Source organism: Delftia sp. DS1230, from assembly GCF_040112715.1.
Taxonomy (GTDB): domain Bacteria; phylum Pseudomonadota; class Gammaproteobacteria; order Burkholderiales; family Burkholderiaceae_C; genus Comamonas; species Comamonas tsuruhatensis.
This window is the reverse complement of sequence record NZ_CP157763.1, coordinates 6072499-6087602: the sequence shown is the minus strand read 5'-3', so window position 1 is coordinate 6087602 and position 15104 is coordinate 6072499. Positions and strand designations below refer to the sequence as shown.

At 69.6% G+C, this 15104-nt stretch carries 12 protein-coding genes; 5 read left to right on the top strand and 7 right to left on the bottom strand.

The window, feature by feature from the left end:
* Positions 1 to 108 precede the first annotated feature (108 nt).
* The 7 genes from AAN986_RS27430 to AAN986_RS27400 are packed head-to-tail and all read right to left on the bottom strand — an operon-like array spanning position 109 to position 8147.
* Positions 109 to 642, bottom strand: coding sequence for a hypothetical protein (locus AAN986_RS27430; RefSeq protein WP_017405870.1), 534 nt, complete (start codon positions 640 to 642; stop codon positions 109 to 111).
* Positions 643 to 695: 53 nt separating this feature from the next.
* Entirely contained in the window at positions 696 to 1826 is a 1131-nt protein-coding gene (locus AAN986_RS27425; protein ID WP_047219038.1) for an ABC transporter permease, read from the bottom strand.
* Between the two features lies 1 nt (position 1827).
* A complete protein-coding gene (gene rbbA, locus AAN986_RS27420; RefSeq protein ID WP_047219039.1) occupies positions 1828 to 4584 on the bottom strand; it encodes a ribosome-associated ATPase/putative transporter RbbA in 2757 nt (918 codons plus the stop codon).
* Positions 4581 to 5672: an HlyD family efflux transporter periplasmic adaptor subunit gene (locus AAN986_RS27415; RefSeq protein ID WP_012202692.1), complete on the bottom strand. Its 1092-nt coding sequence runs from the start codon at positions 5670 to 5672 to the stop codon at positions 4581 to 4583. The genes rbbA and AAN986_RS27415 overlap by 4 nt, the downstream gene beginning before the upstream one ends.
* 17 nt (positions 5673 to 5689) lie before the next feature.
* Positions 5690 to 7165 (bottom strand): efflux transporter outer membrane subunit, encoded by a 1476-nt coding sequence (locus AAN986_RS27410; protein ID WP_047219040.1) that lies wholly within the window; start codon positions 7163 to 7165, stop codon positions 5690 to 5692.
* Between the two features lie 33 nt (positions 7166 to 7198).
* Positions 7199 to 7966, bottom strand: coding sequence for an enoyl-ACP reductase FabI (gene fabI / locus AAN986_RS27405; RefSeq protein ID WP_047219041.1), 768 nt, complete (start codon positions 7964 to 7966; stop codon positions 7199 to 7201).
* Positions 7967 to 8024: 58 nt separating this feature from the next.
* The gene (locus tag AAN986_RS27400) at positions 8025 to 8147 is read right to left on the bottom strand and encodes a hypothetical protein (protein ID WP_255247329.1); all 123 of its coding nucleotides are present in this window, start codon (positions 8145 to 8147) and stop codon (positions 8025 to 8027) included.
* Positions 8148 to 8527: 380 nt separating this feature from the next.
* On the opposite strand from AAN986_RS27400, the gene AAN986_RS27395 reads away from it, so the two are divergent.
* The 5 genes from AAN986_RS27395 to AAN986_RS27375 all read left to right on the top strand — a co-directional run bounded on the left by AAN986_RS27395 (position 8528) and on the right by AAN986_RS27375 (position 14836).
* A complete protein-coding gene (locus tag AAN986_RS27395) occupies positions 8528 to 10024 on the top strand; it encodes a hypothetical protein (protein WP_047219042.1) in 1497 nt (498 codons plus the stop codon).
* Positions 10025 to 10191: 167 nt separating this feature from the next.
* Positions 10192 to 11304 carry a hypothetical protein gene (locus tag AAN986_RS27390; RefSeq protein WP_047219043.1) on the top strand — a complete coding sequence of 371 codons (1113 nt, stop codon included), beginning with the start codon at positions 10192 to 10194 and terminating at the stop codon, positions 11302 to 11304.
* Positions 11305 to 11326: 22 nt separating this feature from the next.
* On the top strand, positions 11327 to 12571 hold the full coding sequence (locus AAN986_RS27385) for a toxic anion resistance protein (RefSeq protein WP_047219044.1): 1245 nt from the start codon (positions 11327 to 11329) through the stop codon (positions 12569 to 12571).
* A gap of 2 nt (positions 12572 to 12573) precedes the next feature.
* Positions 12574 to 14184, top strand: a complete 1611-nt coding sequence (locus AAN986_RS27380; RefSeq protein ID WP_047219045.1) for a VWA domain-containing protein — start codon at positions 12574 to 12576, stop codon at positions 14182 to 14184.
* A gap of 28 nt (positions 14185 to 14212) precedes the next feature.
* On the top strand, positions 14213 to 14836 hold the full coding sequence (locus tag AAN986_RS27375) for a hypothetical protein (protein WP_034366387.1): 624 nt from the start codon (positions 14213 to 14215) through the stop codon (positions 14834 to 14836).
* Positions 14837 to 15104 lie beyond the last annotated feature (268 nt).

The window sequence follows — 15104 nt, the reverse complement described above, 5'->3', positions numbered from 1 at the left end:
CTCCTTTAACGGGCATGTCCTGCCCCCTGCTTGCAGATTGCGTGTGAATGGCCGCCAAACGGCCCCGCGCCTGCGGGACCGTGCGGCTTGTGTCAGCCCCTGGGCTCTTCAGCCGTGGGCGGCAGCGTCCCGGGCCGTTTCGGCGGCAGCCGCTGCAATGGGCTGCTGCGCCGCATGGTCGGGCGGGGTGACGGATGGGGTCACGGACTGGGCCATGGACTGCACGGCCGAGGTCCAGCGCGCCAGCAGGTCGCTCCAGGGCACGGCAGTGTCGGCCGCGCCCTGGGCGCCGCCGCTCAGCGTGGCTGCCACCTGCTGCTGCCAGTCGTGCACGGCCTGCTGCACGCCCTGGGCCAGGGTCATCTGGCTGGCCATGGCGGTCTGGGCCAGGGCCTGGGCATGGCCCATGCGCAGGTGGGCGTGGCGCCAGAAGGCCTGGGCGGGCAGGGTGGCCAGCTCCTGCCAGCTGCTGGTCTGCTGCACGCCCTCGATCTCGCTGCCGGTCTCGGCGATGCGCTCGGGGCCGTTGCGTGCGGCATGTTCCAGCCACTGTTGGCCACTTTCCTGCAGCAGCCGGCTCAGGTGCAGCTGCAGTTCAAGCTGGGCCTTGAGCAGATGGAGGGGAATGGTCTGTGCGCTCATATGGAACTCCTTGCTGGTTGACGTGGAAAGATGCCTTGGCGGCGGAACGAAACTCAGGCCATCTGGCCGATGGTCTTGCGAAAGCGGGCGAGCGTGAGGGCGAACAGCACGGAGCCGATGGCGGCCAGTGCGAGAAAGGGCTTCCAGACCACGTCCAGCCCCGCTCCGCGGTAGAGGATGGCCTGCGACAGCTCGACAAAGTGGGTGGTCGGCGCGGCCAGCATGATGGTCTGCACCAGCTGCGGCATGCTTTCGCGCGGCGTCATGGCGCCCGACAGCAGCTGCAGCGGCAGCAGCACGAGCACCAGCAGCATGCCGAACTGTGGCATGTTGTGCGCCAGCGTGGCAAGGAAGATCCCCAGCGACGTTGTGGCGAACAGGCACAGCGCGGCCCCTGCCAGGAACAGCGGCTGAGAGCCTTCGATGGGAACGCTCAGGGCGCCGCGCACCACGAGGTTGAGCGAGGCAAAGGCGGTGACCAGCACGACCAGTCCCATGGACCATATCTTGGCCAGCATGATCTCGGTCGGTGTCACCGGCATGACCAGCAGGTGCTCCACCGTGCCGTGCTCGCGCTCGCGGATCAGCGCCGCGCCCGTGAGGATGATGGACAGCATGGTCACGTTGTTGATGATCTGCATCAGCCCGCCGAACCAGACCTTGTCCAGCGCGGGATTGAAGCGCGCGCGCACCACCAGGTCCACGGGCAGGGCGGTGGCGCCCCGAAAGCGCCGCACGAACTCGCTGACCTCGGCCGAGACGATCTGCTGCACATAGCTGTTGCCCGTGAAGGCCTGGCTCATGCGCGTGGCGTCCACGTTCAGCTGCAGCTCGGGCGCGCGGCCCGCCAGCACGTCGCGCTGGAAGTTGGGCGGGATGTTGAGCACGAAGGTGTAGGTGCCCGAGTCCATGCCCGGGTCCATCTGCGTGCGGTCGATCATGGCCGGCGGCGCGAACTGCGGCGGATAGAAGGCGCCCGCGATGCGCTGCGACAGCGGCGAGCCCTCCTCGTCCACGATGGCGATGGGCGCGTTGTGCAGGCTCTCGGGCATGGCCGTGGCCGCCGTGTAGATGGAGACCGTGAACACATAGGCGATGAGCACCAGCAGCACGGGGTCGCGCCACAGGCTCCACAGCTCCTTGACGCCCAGCCGGTAGATGTTGGAGAAAAGGCGGGTGCGCATGTCAGCTCTCCTGCTTTCTGGTCAGCGCAATGGCCAGGCCCAGGATCGCCGGCACGGACAGCAGCAGCTGCCCGAACGAGCCGGCCAGCTCCCGAAAGCCCAGCGCCTTGCTGAACACGCCGCGGCTGATGGCGATCATGTGGCTGGCCGGATAGACCTCGCCGATGGCGCGGCCCACGCCCTCCAGCGAGGACACGGGGTCGACCAGGCCTGCGAACTGCGTGGTGGGGATCAGCGTGCCGATCAGCACCAGGAACATCGAGGCGATCTGGCTGCGCGTCAGCGTGGAGGCCAGCAGGCCGAAGCCCGTGGAGGCGCCGCTGAAGATCAGCGCCGCCAGGGCCAGCGTGGCAAAGCTGCCCGTCACGGGCACGCCGAACAGGGTGACGGCCATCAGGCACATCAGCAGGAAGTTCAGCATGGCCAGCACCACATAGGGCAGTTGCTTGCCCAGCAGGAATTCGGTGCGCGTGACCGGCGTGACGTAGAGGTTGGTGATGGAGCCGCTTTCCTTCTCGCGCACCACGGCCAGCGCCGTCAGCATGGCGGGCAAAAGCAGCAGCAGCAGGGGCATGACGGCCGGCACCATGGCCGGCAGGCTGCGCACGTCGGGGTTGTAGCGAAAGCGCGTCTGGATGTCGATGAGGCCGGCCGGCGCCACGCCCAGGCGCTCGCGCGCCTGCTCGGTCAGCCAGTGCTGGTGGATGCCCTGCAGGTAGCCGCGCACGGTCTCGGCGCGCGTGGGCATGGCGCCGTCGAACCAGGCGCCCACCTGCACGGAGCCGCCGCGCAGCACATCGCGCGCAAAGCCCGGGGGGATCTCGATGGCCAGGGTCAGCTCGCCGCTGCGCATGCGGCGGTCCAGTGCGTCGTAGTCGGTCAGCGGCGGCTGCTCGATGAAGTAGCGCGAGCCCGACAGGCTCATCGCATAGCTGCGGCTGATGGTGGTCTGGTCGCGGTCCAGCACGGCAAAGCGCAGGTCCTCCACGTCCAGGCTGATGCCGTAGCCCATCACGAACATCAGGATCAGCGAGCCCACCAGGGCCAGCGTGGCGCGCACCGGGTCGCGCTGCAGCTCCAGCGCTTCGCGCCAGACATAGCTGAGCATGCGCTGGGCGCTGAAATGGCGGCGGCGCGCAGCGTGCGTTTCCACGGCAGCGGGGGCGGCAGGCGCGGCCGGTTCCTCGGCGGCCGGGGCCTCGCCGCCACCGGCCTCGACCAGGTAGCCGATGAAGGCTTCCTCCAGCGTGGCCGCGCCGCGCTTGGCCACCAGGCGCGCGGGCGTGTCGCTGTCCAGCACCTTGCCCGCATGCATCATGGACATGCGGTCGCAGCGCTCGGCCTCGTTCATGAAGTGGGTGGAGATGAAGATGGTCACGCGGTCGCGCCGCGACAGCTCCACCAGCAGGCGCCAGAAGCCGTCGCGCGCCACGGGGTCCACGCCCGAGGTGGGCTCGTCCAGGATGAGCAGCTCGGGCTTGTGCACCATGGCCACGGCCAGCGACAGGCGCTGGCGCATGCCCAGCGGCAGGGCGGCCGGCAGGCTGTGCTGCGCGGCCTGCAGGTCAAAGCGCTGCAGCATCTCGGCCACGCGCGCGGGAATGTCCGCCTCTGGCACGCCGAACAGGCGCGCGTGCAGCACCAGGTTCTGGTGCACGGTCAGCTCGCCGTACAGCGAGAACGCCTGGGTCATGTAGCCCACGCGGCGGCGCGTGTCGATGTCGCGCGGGTCCACGGGCTGGCCGAACAGCCAGGCCTGGCCCTCGCTGGCCGGCAGCAGGCCGGTCAGCATCTTCATGGTGGTGCTCTTGCCGCAGCCGTTGGAGCCCAGGAAGCCGAAGATCTCGCCGCGGCGGATGCGGAAGGACACATGGTCCACGGCGACGAAGTCGCCAAATCGCATGGTCAGGTCCCTGGCCTCGATGGCGATGTCGTCCTCGCCGCCCTCGGGCAGGGGGGCGATGGTCACGGGCGCATGGCCGCGCTTTTTCTCTTCGGGCAGCAGGGCGATGAAGGCCTCTTCCAGCGAGCGGCTGTCCGTGCGCTGCAGCAGCTCGGCCGGCGTGCCCGTGGCCAGCACGCGGCCCTCGTCCATGGCCACCAGCCAGTCGAAGCGCTGGGCCTCGTCCATGTAGGCCGTGGCCACCAGCACGCTCATGCCGGGGCGCTGGCGGCGGATGCGCGCGATCAGGTCCCAGAACTGGGCGCGCGCCAGCGGGTCCACGCCCGTGGTGGGCTCGTCAAGAATGAGCAGGTCGGGGTCGTGGATCAGCGCGCAGCACAGGCCCAGCTTCTGCTTCATGCCGCCCGACAGCTTGCCGGCCGGCCGCTCCAGGAATTTGCGCAGGCCCGTGGCCTGGGTGAGATCGTCGATGCGCCGGCGCCGCTCGGCCGCGTCATGGCCGAACAGGCGCGCGAAGAACTGCAGGTTCTCCTCCACCGACAGCGTGGGATAGAGGTTGCGCCCCAGGCCCTGCGGCATGTAGGCCACGCGCGGGCAGACGGCCTCGCGGTGCCGGCGCTGGGCCATGTCGCCGCCCAGCACCTCGACGCTGCCTTCCTGGATCTTGCGCGCCCCGGAGATCAGCGCCATGAGGCTGGACTTGCCCACGCCGTCCGGCCCGATCAGGCCGACCATGCGGCCTTCGGGAATGTCCAGGTCGATGCCCGCCAGCGCCTCGACCTGGCCATAGCGCTGGTGCACGCCCTTCAGGCGCACGACCCAGCCGCTGGCGTGGGGCGTCGTGCTCTGGCTCATTGCGCGGGCTGGGCTGGCAGCTTGATGGCCAGGTTGGCGGGCCACTCATGGCTGGCATCGGTGCGCAGCCAGGCCATGCCGGGCACGCCGGTCTTGACCTGTTCCAGATGGCGGCGCAGCAGCTCCGGCGGGATCTGGGCGCGCACGCGGAACATCAGCTTCTGGCGCTCGCTGGCGGTCTCCACGGTCTTGGGCGTGAACTGGGCCTGGCTGGCGACGAAGGAGACGCGGGCCGGGATCACGTACTCGGGCGCGGCGTCCAGCACCAGGCGCACCTCGCTGCCCAGGGCGATGCGGCCGGCTGCAGTTTCCGGCACGAAGAAGGTCATGTAGACATCGGACAGGTCCAGCAGGTTGAGCACGCGCCCGCCTGCGCCCAGCACCTCGCCGGGCTGGGCCACGCGCAGCTGCACGCGGCCATCGCGCGGGGCCTTGAGCACGCCGTCGTCGATGTCGGCCTGCACGCGCGCCACCGTGGCCGTGGCCGCCTGCACCTGGGAGCGCACGCCGACCACCTGGGCCTCGGCTGCCTTCACGGCGGCCTGGGCGGCGGCGGCCTGGGCGCGCGTGGCGGCCAGCGCCGCCTCGCTGCCGCGCACGCGGGCGCGGTCGTCATCGAGCTCCTGCACCGAGGAGGCACCCTCGCGCGCCAGCGTTTCCGAGCGCTTGAAGCGGCGCTGCGCGGCGTCCACCTCGGTCTCGCGCTGCACGATCAGGGCCTGGGCGGCGGCCAGGTCGCTGCGGCGCAGGGTGACCTGGGCCTCGGCCGCGGCCACGCTGTGCTCGGCCTGCTGGCGCATGGCGTCGGCTTCCTGGCGCTGGGCGCGCAGGGTGTCGATCTGCATGCGCGCCACGGGCTGGCCGGCCTGCACGAAGTCGCCCTCGCGCACCAGGATTTCCTCCACGCGGCCGGGCAGCTTGGTGGAGATGTCGATCTCGGTGGCCTCGACCCGGCCATTGCTGCCGACGAAGCCCTCGCCCGGGCCCTTGGGCGTGAAGGTCTTCCAGGCCCACCAGGCCACGAGGGCCAGGACCGCCACGGCGGCGATCGGCACGATCTTGTTCTTCAGAGAGGTGTTCTTGTCCATGGGCGGGTCCGGATGCTTCAGGAATTCGGGGGATCGGCAGGCGTGGCCGGCACGGTGGCGGGCAGCGCGGCAGGTTCCGCGCCGCTGCCGCCGCCCAGGGCGGCATACAGGCCCACCTGGCTGGACAGCAGGGCGCGCCGCGCCTGCACCAGTTGCTGGCGTGCGGCCAGCAGGTCGCGCTGGGCGTCCAGCACCTCCAGGTAGGCGGCCGAGCCGTTGTCGTAGCGCAGCTGCGCCAGCCGCGCGCGCTCGGCCTGGGCCTGCACGGCGGTGCGCTGCACGGTGATCTGTTCGGACAGCCAGCGGCGCGCGGCCAGGCCATCGGCCACCTCGCGGAAGGCGGTCTGTATGGCTTTCTCGTACTGGGCCACGGCGATGTCGCTGCGGATCTCGCCCAGCTCCAGGTTGGCGCGGCGCCGGCCGCCGTCGAAGATGGGCAGGGACACCGTGGGCACGAAGGCCCAGGCGCGGCTGCCGCCGTCGAACAGGCCGTCGAGTTCGGCGCTGGCCGTGCCCCAGCGGGCGGTGAGCGCAATGCGCGGGAAGAAGGCGGCGCGCGCCGCGCCGATCTGGGCCCGGGCCGCGCGCAGCTGGTGCTCGGCCGCGGCAATGTCGGGCCGCGCCGTGAGCAGTTCCGAGGGCAGGCCCGGCCGCAGCTCGGCCAGCACCAGGGCGTCGTCAAAGGGTGCGGCGGCGGGCAGCGGGCCCGGGTGGGCGCCGACCAGCTGGGCCAGGGCATGCAGCTGCTGCGCGCGTGCCAGCTCCAGCTGGGCCAGCAGGGCCTGCGCCTGGGTCAGCAGGGTCTGGACCTGGGCCAGCTGAAGGCGCGAGCTGGCGCCCACGGCCTCGCGGCGCGTGAAGATGCGAAAGGATTCCTGGCGCGTGGCCAGCGTCTCGCGCGCAATGGCCACGCGCTCGTCCAGCTCGCGCAGGCCCAGGTAGCCGTCGGCCACCTGGGCGATCAGCGCGGTCTGCACCGCGTGGCGGCCCGCATCGCTGGCCAGCCAGGTCTGCAGGGCCGCGTCCTTGAGGCTGCGCACGCGGCCCCACAGGTCCAGCTCCCAGCTGCTGAAGCCGACCTCGGCGCGGTACTCGCCGCTGACCACGGAGCGGCCCGAGAGGTTGAGGTCGCCAGGCACGCGCGCCCGTGCGGCCTGGCCGCCCACGCCAATGGCCGGGAACAGCTCGGAGCGCTGGATCTGGAAGGCCGCGCGCGCCTCTTCGGCGCGCAGCGCGGCCACGCGCAGGTCGCGGTTGTGCTCCAGCGCGGTGGCGATGAGCTGGCGCAGCACGGGGTCGGTGAAGTAGTCGCGCCAGGGCAGGCCGGCGGCGGCGACACCCTGGGCGCCCGCCTGCAGATGGGCAGGCCAGGCCTCGGGCGTGGGCAGGGGCGGCGGCTCGTGCGGCGGTGCCAGGGAGGCACATCCTGCCAGGGCGGCGGCCAGTGCGGCTGCCAGCGCGGCGGCGGCGGTTCGGGGGAATGGGAGGGTCATCTGCAGTGCTGCGGGGCGCCGGTGCGGCAGCCGCTAGTTGAGGATGTGGTGGCCGCCATCGACATACAGCGTGCAGCCCGTGATGGCGCGCGCCCCGTCCGAGGCCAGGAAGGCGCACAGCGGCCCCACGTCGTCGGGCTGCAGTTCGCCGGCAATGGGCGAGCGGCGCACGCTGTCGGCCACGAGTTCATCGAACGCGGCAATGCCCGAGGCCGCGCGCGTGGCGATGGGCCCGGGCGAGACGGCATTGACGCGGATGCGCGAGGGGCCGAGCTCGGCCGCCAGGTAGCGCGTGGTGGACTCCAGCGCGGCCTTGACCGGGCCCATGATTCCGTAGTGCGGCATGACCTCGCTGGCGCCCAGGTAGCTCAGCGTCATGAGGCTGCCGCCGCTGGCGGCCATCAGCGGCTCGGCCAGGTGGGCCATGCGGATGAAGGAGTGGCAGGAGATGTCCATGGCCAGCGCAAAGCCCTCGCGGGAGCTGTCCACCACGCGGCCCTGCAGGTCCGCGCGCGGGGCGTAGGCCACGGCGTGCAGCACGAAGTCCAGCCGGCCCCAGCGCACGGCGGCGGCATCGAACAGCGCGCGCATCTGCTCGTCGTCGCCCACGTCCAGCGGCATGCGCAGCTCGGCACCGATCTCGTCGAGCAGGGGCTCCACATGCGCCCGGGCCTTGTCGTTCTGCCAGGTCGCGCCGATCTCGGCGCCCGCCGCATGCATGGCCCGGGCACAGGCCCAGGCAATGCTGTCGCGGTTGGCGATGCCGACGATCAGGCCTTTTTTGCCAGCCAATAGCGTCATCTCGAATGCTCCAGATCAGAAGGTCTGCCGGGAAACAGGCCGCCTTGGGGCGGCTTCGTCAGGAATCACGGGGCCATGGCGCGGCATTGCCGACATATGCGCCACGGCGAATGTTTGTATTTCCTGTGACTACGAAGCTTTTGATAGCTTGTTTTGATGCATGCAAATCAAAGGTTTGCATGCCAATATCGTCTCCTGGTCTTTTTCATTCTATCTATGTTGCACTGCAGCGACCGATTTTGGCGATGCCGTTTCGTTATATCGATGCAGTTCACTCCATAGTCTTGACTCAGGTCAAAGAGGGCTGCCTCACGGGGAGAATGCCGCTTGCCGCCGGTTGCTGTGCCCAGTAGAGCAATGGTGTCTTTTTGCGCCAACAGCCGAGCATTCCCTGTATTGGCCGGATTTCAATGAATACAAGGTATTCACACCATATTGGTGCATGGGAGGTAAAGAAAACCGGAAATCTGCCGATGGTCCGTGGACAGAGAAAATCCCCGGCCTGCAAAGGCCTGGGGCCGCCATTCAGTCAAGACAAGACCGAAGGAAGACGATCAATCCATGACCAGCATTTCATCCACCGGCGCCAGCTTTGCCGCCAGCGCAGCGGGCATGCGGCCCACGGTGTCCGTGAGGTCGTCAGCGACCACGGCAGCTGCTGCACCCGCCGACCCGGGCACGCAGGTCACGCTGGGCCAGTCCACAGGGTCCAGCGTCATCTATGCCAAACCGCAGCCCGTGGAACTGGGCCAGTTCAGGCTGACCCGGGCCTGGGCCTCGCAAGATAGGGACGACATCAGCACCCTGATGGCGCGCAACCTGGGCCTGGGCCCGTCGGCCAGCCTGGCCGACCGCTGGCGCGGCCTGGGCGGCGCCCTGCTGTCGCGCTTTGCGGCCACGCCGTCGGACTACCAGCAGACGGTGGCGGAGTACCAGGCGCCCACGGCGGCCGACTCCGTCGCAGGCAGCGCGGATGCGCAGGCCCTGGACAAGTCCGCACTGAGCGATGTGTCCGTGGGCGCTGCCACCGTGAGCCTGAAGATCCGCACGCAATCGGGCCAGACCGTGGAGCTGCGGATTGCCACGAACGACGGCAGCGAAGCGGGCAGCAGCAGCGGGCTGCGGGTCGAGGTCAAGAGTTCCGGCACCTTGAGCCAGGCCGAGAGCGCGGCCATTGCCCAGCTGGCCGACGGGCTGGACGAAGCGCTGGAAGGCCTGGGAAAGCCGGGCAAGCCCCAGCTGGAACTGGGCAAGCTGATGGACTTCGACCGCAGCGTGCTGTCCGGCCTGGACCTGGACATCAAGAACCCCAAGCCTTCGCAGCCCCTGTCCTCGTTCAGCCTGCATGTGGGCGCCGATGGCCGATCGGTGGCGATGAAGGGCGCGGCGGGCGAGCTGGCCGTCAACCTGGAGTCCGATGCCCCCGTGGGCGCCAGCGCTTCGCAGCGCCAGTCCGCGCTGGACCAGCATCTGAAGCGCTTCGATGTGGCCGCGCAGCGCGGGCGCGCGGACGCGAACCTGGTGGACCTGTTCAAGAGCGCCTTCACCCAACTGCACAGCGCGCAGCCCCCTGCGGCGCCGGCCCGGCTGGCTGCGCTGTCCGGGCTGGAGCGGGCCGTGCAGGCCACGCAAAGCGGCCTGGCCGATTTCCAGGCCAGCTTCAGCGGCGACTACGAAAAGACCAATGAGTTCGGCGCCGTGACCGAGGACGGCCGGGCCGCCTACCAGGTCGGCCAGAAGACCACCCGGCAGTCCAGGGGCTCGGCGGGCGAGTCCATCGCCCAGGTGGTGACCGAGTCCCTGAACGCCGAGTCCAAAAAGGCGCGCAACCGCAGCATGCTGGATTTGCAGTCGGGCAACTATGACCTGACCAAGGTGCAGGACAGCCGCACCATCACCACGCTGATCGAGACAGCCGGCAAGCAGGTCACCGGCGCGCTGCGCAAGACGCAAGAGCGCCAGATGCAGACGTGGGACCAGCTGGTGGAGCACCGCACCCAGCAGCACCGCGAAACGCCCGGCGGGCGCAGCTTCACTGAGCAACTCGCGTTGAGGTAGTCGCGCTGAGATAGTCGCGTTGAGGTAGTCGCGGCGCGGGCCGGGCCGCGTGTCGTCGTTGTGTCACAAAACTTCCGTATAAGAAGTTTTTTTGAACAGAACATGACAACGGCCCGCGCGTTCATGACCGAATTTCATCTTGCCGTCATCCAGGGCGGAGCCACTCAATGAACGCCCGCCGTGCTTTGGCGGCGGGGCTGGCGGCGCTGCTGCTGGCGGCCGTGGGCGGCGGCGTCTGGTACTCGCGCACGGCCCTGGTGCAGGACCGCCAGGCGCAGCGGGCGCAGCAGCAGGCCGTGACGGCGCGCGGCCTGATCGGCTCCGAGAAGGAAGCCTTCTTCCAGGACGAGCGCGTGCGCGACGTGCTGGCGCGCCACGGCGTGACGGTGACGGTGCAAAAGGCCGGCTCGCGCAGCATTGCCAACAGCTACGACCCCAAGCAGTACGACTTCGGCTTTCCCTCGGGGGCGCCGGCTGCGGCCCAGCTCAAGGCGGCGGCCAGGGCTGCCACGGTCTACACGCCGTTCTACACGCCCATCGTGTTCGCCAGCTGGCGGCCCATTGCCGAGATCCTGATCGCCAACGGCGTTGCGCAAAAGCAGGGCGACTTCTTTTACGTGACCGATCTTCCCGCCCTGCTGGCCATGGCCGGCAAGGGCACGCGCTGGCGTGACCTGAAGGCCTCCGGCGCCTTTGCCACCGGCAAGGCCGTGCTGCCCGCCAGCACCGATGTGCGCAGCTCTAACAGCGCGGCCATGTACCTGGCGCTGGCCAGCTATGTGCTCAACGGCCAGCAGGTGGTGCAGAGCCCGGCCGACCTGGAGCGCGTGATGCCGCAGGTGGCGCCGCTGTTCCTGCGCCAGGGCTTCCAGGAAAGCTCGTCGGCCGGGCCGTTCGAGGACTACCTGGCCCTGGGCATGGGCAAGGCGCCGCTGCTGGTGGCCTATGAATCGCAGCTGGTGGAGTTCCTGCTGCGCCACCCGCAGCGCAGGAGCGGCGAGATGGTGATGCTCTACCCGCAGCCCACGCTGTATTCCAAGCATGTGCTCGTGCCCTACACGCCTGCGGGCGATCGCGTGGGCCAGCTGCTCGAATCCGATCCGCAACTGCGCGCATTGGCGCAGGAATACGGCTTTCGCACCGGCGGCGACACGCACGGGCCCGAGCGCTGGGCCGGGCAGGGCGTGCAGGCGCCCGCGCAGCTGGTGGATGTGATCGAACCGCCCAGCCAGGAGTGGCTGGAGCGAATGATCGTGGACATGGAGCAGCGCTTCAAATGACCGAACGTTCCAGGAGCAACCGATGAGCAACACCCCCCAGACCACCACGGCCAGCGCCGCCGGGGCCGTGCCTGCACAGGAGCAGGATTTCGTGCTGGAGCCGCCTGCGCCCGCCCTGCCCGTGCCCATCGAGTCGGCCAGCGGCAAGGTCCGCCTCAAGGCCGAGGAAGTGCAGCAGCTGGACGCGCAGGTGGCGCAGTTCATCGACGACATCACCGCCAACGACAGCCAGTCGCCCGCCTTCAAGGGCGCGGTCGAGCGCATCCACGGCATGGGCAACAAGGAGGTGCAGGCCGCTGCGGCCGTCTCCAACCGCATGCTGGAGCGCCCCGTCAAGACGCTGAACAACGGCCTGTTCGACCAGGGCAGCCAGATCGGCCAGGGCCTGATCGACCTGCGCCGCCAGGTGGAGGCGCTGGACCCCTCGCGCCAGGACGACCTGTTCAAGCCGCGCAAGCTGCTGGGCCTGATCCCCATGGGCAACAGGCTGGTGGACTACTTCGACAAATTCCAGTCCAGCCAGAGCCACCTGAACGCCATCATCGACAGCCTCAAGCGCGGCAAGGACGAGCTGCTGCGCGACAACGCCGCCATCGAGCAGGAAAAGGCCAACCTGTGGGGCCTGATGGAGCGGCTGGAGAAATACATCCACATCGGCAAGAAGCTGGACGCGGCGCTGGAGGCCAAGGCGGCGCAGCTGGACGCCAGCGACCCGGAAAAGGCCCGCGTGGTGCGCGAGGACATGCTGTTCTACGCACGCCAGAAGGTCACCGACCTGCTCACCCAGATGGCGGTGAACGTGCAGGGCTACCTGGCACTGGACCTGGTGCGCAAGAACAACCTCGAACTGGCCAAGGGCGTGGACCGCGCGACCACCACCACGGTCTCCGCCCTGCGCACGGCCGTCATCGTGGCGCAGGCGCTGGCCAACCAGAAGCTGGTGCTGGACCAGATCACGGCGCTGAACACCACCACGGGCAACCTGATCGCCGGCACCAGCGAGCTGCTGCGCGAGCAAAGCGGGAAGATCCACGAGCAGGCGGCCGGCAGCACCATCGACATCGCCAGGCTGCAGCAGGCCTTTGGCAACATCTACCAGACCATGGACGCCATGGCCGACTTCAAGGTCAAGGCCCTGGCCTCCATGCAGACCACGGTGGACACGCTGTCGCAGGAGGTGGACAAGTCCCGCGCCTATCTGGAAAAGAGCCGCCGCGAGGACGTGCGCGAGGCGCTGCAGGCGCCTGCCGGCGAGGTGGTGCTGTGAGCATGTTCCAGCGCCTGGCGGCCTGGTGGCTGCTGGGCCTTGCGCTGGTCCTGGCCGGCTGCGGCAAGTCGCCCGAACCCGCGCCGCAGGCCGCCGCCAAGGCCGATGCGCCCGCCGGTCCCCAGGGTGCATTCACCGTGCTGGCCGGCTCCGAGCTCAAGGACGTGGCGCCCGCGCTGGAGCAGGCCGCCACGGCGGCGGGCGTGCCGCTCAAGCTCAGCTATGCAGGCACGCTGGAGATGGTCGAGCGCATCAATGCGGGCGAGCAGTACGACGCCATCCTGCCGCCCAATGGCGCCTATCCCGCGCTGGCGCTGGCGAACAAGCCGCTGGCGCGTGAAAAGCTTTTCTACTCGCGCGTGGCCCTGGGCGTGAAGGCCCCCGTGCTGCAAAAGCTGGGCTGGGACAAGGCCCCGCCCACCTGGGCCGACATCGCACGCGCTGCCGCCCAGGGCCGGCTGCGCTACGGCATGACCAATCCGGCCAGTTCCAACACCGGCATGAGCGCACTGTTCGCCGTGGCCTCGGCCGTGGCCGGCAAGACCGAGGACCTGGACGCCAGGGAGGTCAATGCGAAGGTGCTCAAGGACTTCCTGTCGGGCCAGAAGCTCACCGCCGGCAGCTCCGGCTGGCTGGCCGAGGCCTTCGAGCGCGAGCCCGGCGCCGTCGATGCGCTGGTCAACTACGAGGCCGTGATCCTGCGCCTGAACGAGAAGCTGCCCGCCGCCGACCGGCTCACCCTGGTCTACCCGCGCGACGGCGTGATCTCGGCCGACTATCCGCTGATGCTGCTCAGCGCTGCGCGGCGCGCAGACTATGACCGGCTGGTCGCCCAGTTCAAGGCCCCGGCCTTCCAGGGCCAGCCGCTGCGCCAGGCCCAGCTGCGCCCCGCCAGCCCCGAGGCGCAGGCCAGCCCGGCCCTGCCCACGGCGCCCGTGGTAGAGCTGAGCTTTCCGAACCGGCTGGAGGTGATCGATGCCGTGCTCTCGGCCTACCAGAGCGATCTGCGCCGTCCGGCCACCAGCATCTTCGTGCTGGACGTGAGCGGCTCCATGAAGGGTGCGCGGCTGGCGCAGATGAAGGAGGCGCTCAAGCTGCTGTCCGGCGCCGAGGCCTCGGCCGCCAGCCAGCGCTATGCCGCCTTCCAGGCGCGCGAGCGCGTGCTGCTGATTCCGTTTTCGGGCCTGGTCGGCCAGCCCGCGCGCGTGCAGTTCGCGGCAGGCGACCTGCAGGCCGCAAGCGCCCAGGTGCTGGCCTATGCCGACAGCCTGGTGGCTGACGGCGGCACGGCCATCTACGACGCGCTCACGCTGGCCCAGCAGCAGGCCCGCCAGGAACTGCGGGCCGATCCCGAGCGCTTCGTCAGCATCGTGCTGCTGACCGATGGCGCCAACACGGCCGGCCGCGACTGGGCCGCATTCGAGCGCGAGCAGCGCATGGCGCGCGACGGCGGCGCGCCGCTGGTGCGGGTCTTTCCCATCATCTTTGGCGAGGCGCAGTCCGGCGAAATGCAGGCCCTGGCCGCGCTGACGGGCGGGCGCGCCTTCGATGCGCGCAACACCGGCAAGAGCGGGCTGCCGCTGGTGTTCAAGGAAATCCGGGGCTACCAGTGACAGCGCCGCCAGCGATCGGACCCGCCTGATGCGCCGCCTGCAGCTTTTCTTCTACGGCAACGGCAACCTCGCCGGCCTGGCGCTGGCCCTGCTGGGGCCGGTGCTGCTGTTTGCGGGCGTGATCGGCGCCGGCTGGGGCTGGATCACGCTGGGCCTGTACGTCGCGGGCCTGCTGCTGGGCTGGGCCCTGCAGCCCGCGGGCGCCAGCTTCGAGCGGGCGCTGCAGCAGCACTGGAGCGCCGAGGACATCCGCGAACGCATCGACGAGCTGGTGCAAAAGGCCCGCCCGATGCTCACGCCCGAGATGCAAAAGCACCTGGACAGCGTGCGCGGCTCGGTGCACGAGGTGCTGCCCTCGCTGGCCGAGGCCGGCCCGGTCTTCAACGACGGCCTGTTCACCGTGCGCGAAACGGTGCTGCAGTACCTGCCCGCCACGCTGTCGCACTATGCGGCGCTGCCGCCGCTGTTCCGTGTCACCCAGCCCGTGCAGGACGGCAAGACGCCCAGGCAACTGCTGACCGAACAGCTGGCGCTGCTGGCCGGGCAGATGCAGCAGGTGGTGGCCCATGTGGCGGCCAGCGATGCGCAGGCGCTGCTGGCCAATGGCCGCTTCTTGAAGCAGAAGTTCGACCAGCCGGATTTCCTGAAGTGAGGCGCCTGCAGGGTCGTCCCGCCACGCTGCGCGGACCCTGTGTTAGCATGCTCCGCCATGCAGCCTGCTGCATTCCCGTCTTCCAGACACCTGAACTCTCGATCCAAGACAGCCATGAACGGTACGCCCGTTTCGATCATCGTTGCACAGTGGTGGCGCTTCCAATAAGGAAGCGGCACGTCGTCGCGGTTGCGTACCGCACCTTGCCGCCGTGACGGCAGCAAGGCTCACTCAGCAGATGGCTCCCCGGCACGGCGGCTCCCAGAAC

What these genes read in the sequence shown, in the direction of transcription:
- AAN986_RS27410 (WP_047219040.1), bottom strand. Translation starts at nt 7,165, where the DNA reads ATGACCCTCCCATTCCCCCGAACCGCCGCCGCCGCGCTGGCAGCCGCA.
- AAN986_RS27400 (WP_255247329.1), bottom strand. Translation starts at nt 8,147, where the DNA reads ATGCAAACCTTTGATTTGCATGCATCAAAACAAGCTATCAAAAGCTTC.
- AAN986_RS27390 (WP_047219043.1), top strand. Translation starts at nt 10,192, where the DNA reads ATGAACGCCCGCCGTGCTTTGGCGGCGGGGCTGGCGGCGCTGCTGCTG.
- AAN986_RS27385 (WP_047219044.1), top strand. Translation starts at nt 11,327, where the DNA reads ATGAGCAACACCCCCCAGACCACCACGGCCAGCGCCGCCGGGGCCGTG.
- AAN986_RS27415 (WP_012202692.1), bottom strand. Translation starts at nt 5,672, where the DNA reads ATGGACAAGAACACCTCTCTGAAGAACAAGATCGTGCCGATCGCCGCC.
- fabI (WP_047219041.1), bottom strand. Translation starts at nt 7,966, where the DNA reads ATGACGCTATTGGCTGGCAAAAAAGGCCTGATCGTCGGCATCGCCAAC.
- AAN986_RS27395 (WP_047219042.1), top strand. Translation starts at nt 8,528, where the DNA reads ATGACCAGCATTTCATCCACCGGCGCCAGCTTTGCCGCCAGCGCAGCG.
- AAN986_RS27425 (WP_047219038.1), bottom strand. Translation starts at nt 1,826, where the DNA reads ATGCGCACCCGCCTTTTCTCCAACATCTACCGGCTGGGCGTCAAGGAG.
- AAN986_RS27430 (WP_017405870.1), bottom strand. Translation starts at nt 642, where the DNA reads ATGAGCGCACAGACCATTCCCCTCCATCTGCTCAAGGCCCAGCTTGAA.
- AAN986_RS27380 (WP_047219045.1), top strand. Translation starts at nt 12,574, where the DNA reads ATGTTCCAGCGCCTGGCGGCCTGGTGGCTGCTGGGCCTTGCGCTGGTC.
- rbbA (WP_047219039.1), bottom strand. Translation starts at nt 4,584, where the DNA reads ATGAGCCAGAGCACGACGCCCCACGCCAGCGGCTGGGTCGTGCGCCTG.
- AAN986_RS27375 (WP_034366387.1), top strand. Translation starts at nt 14,213, where the DNA reads ATGCGCCGCCTGCAGCTTTTCTTCTACGGCAACGGCAACCTCGCCGGC.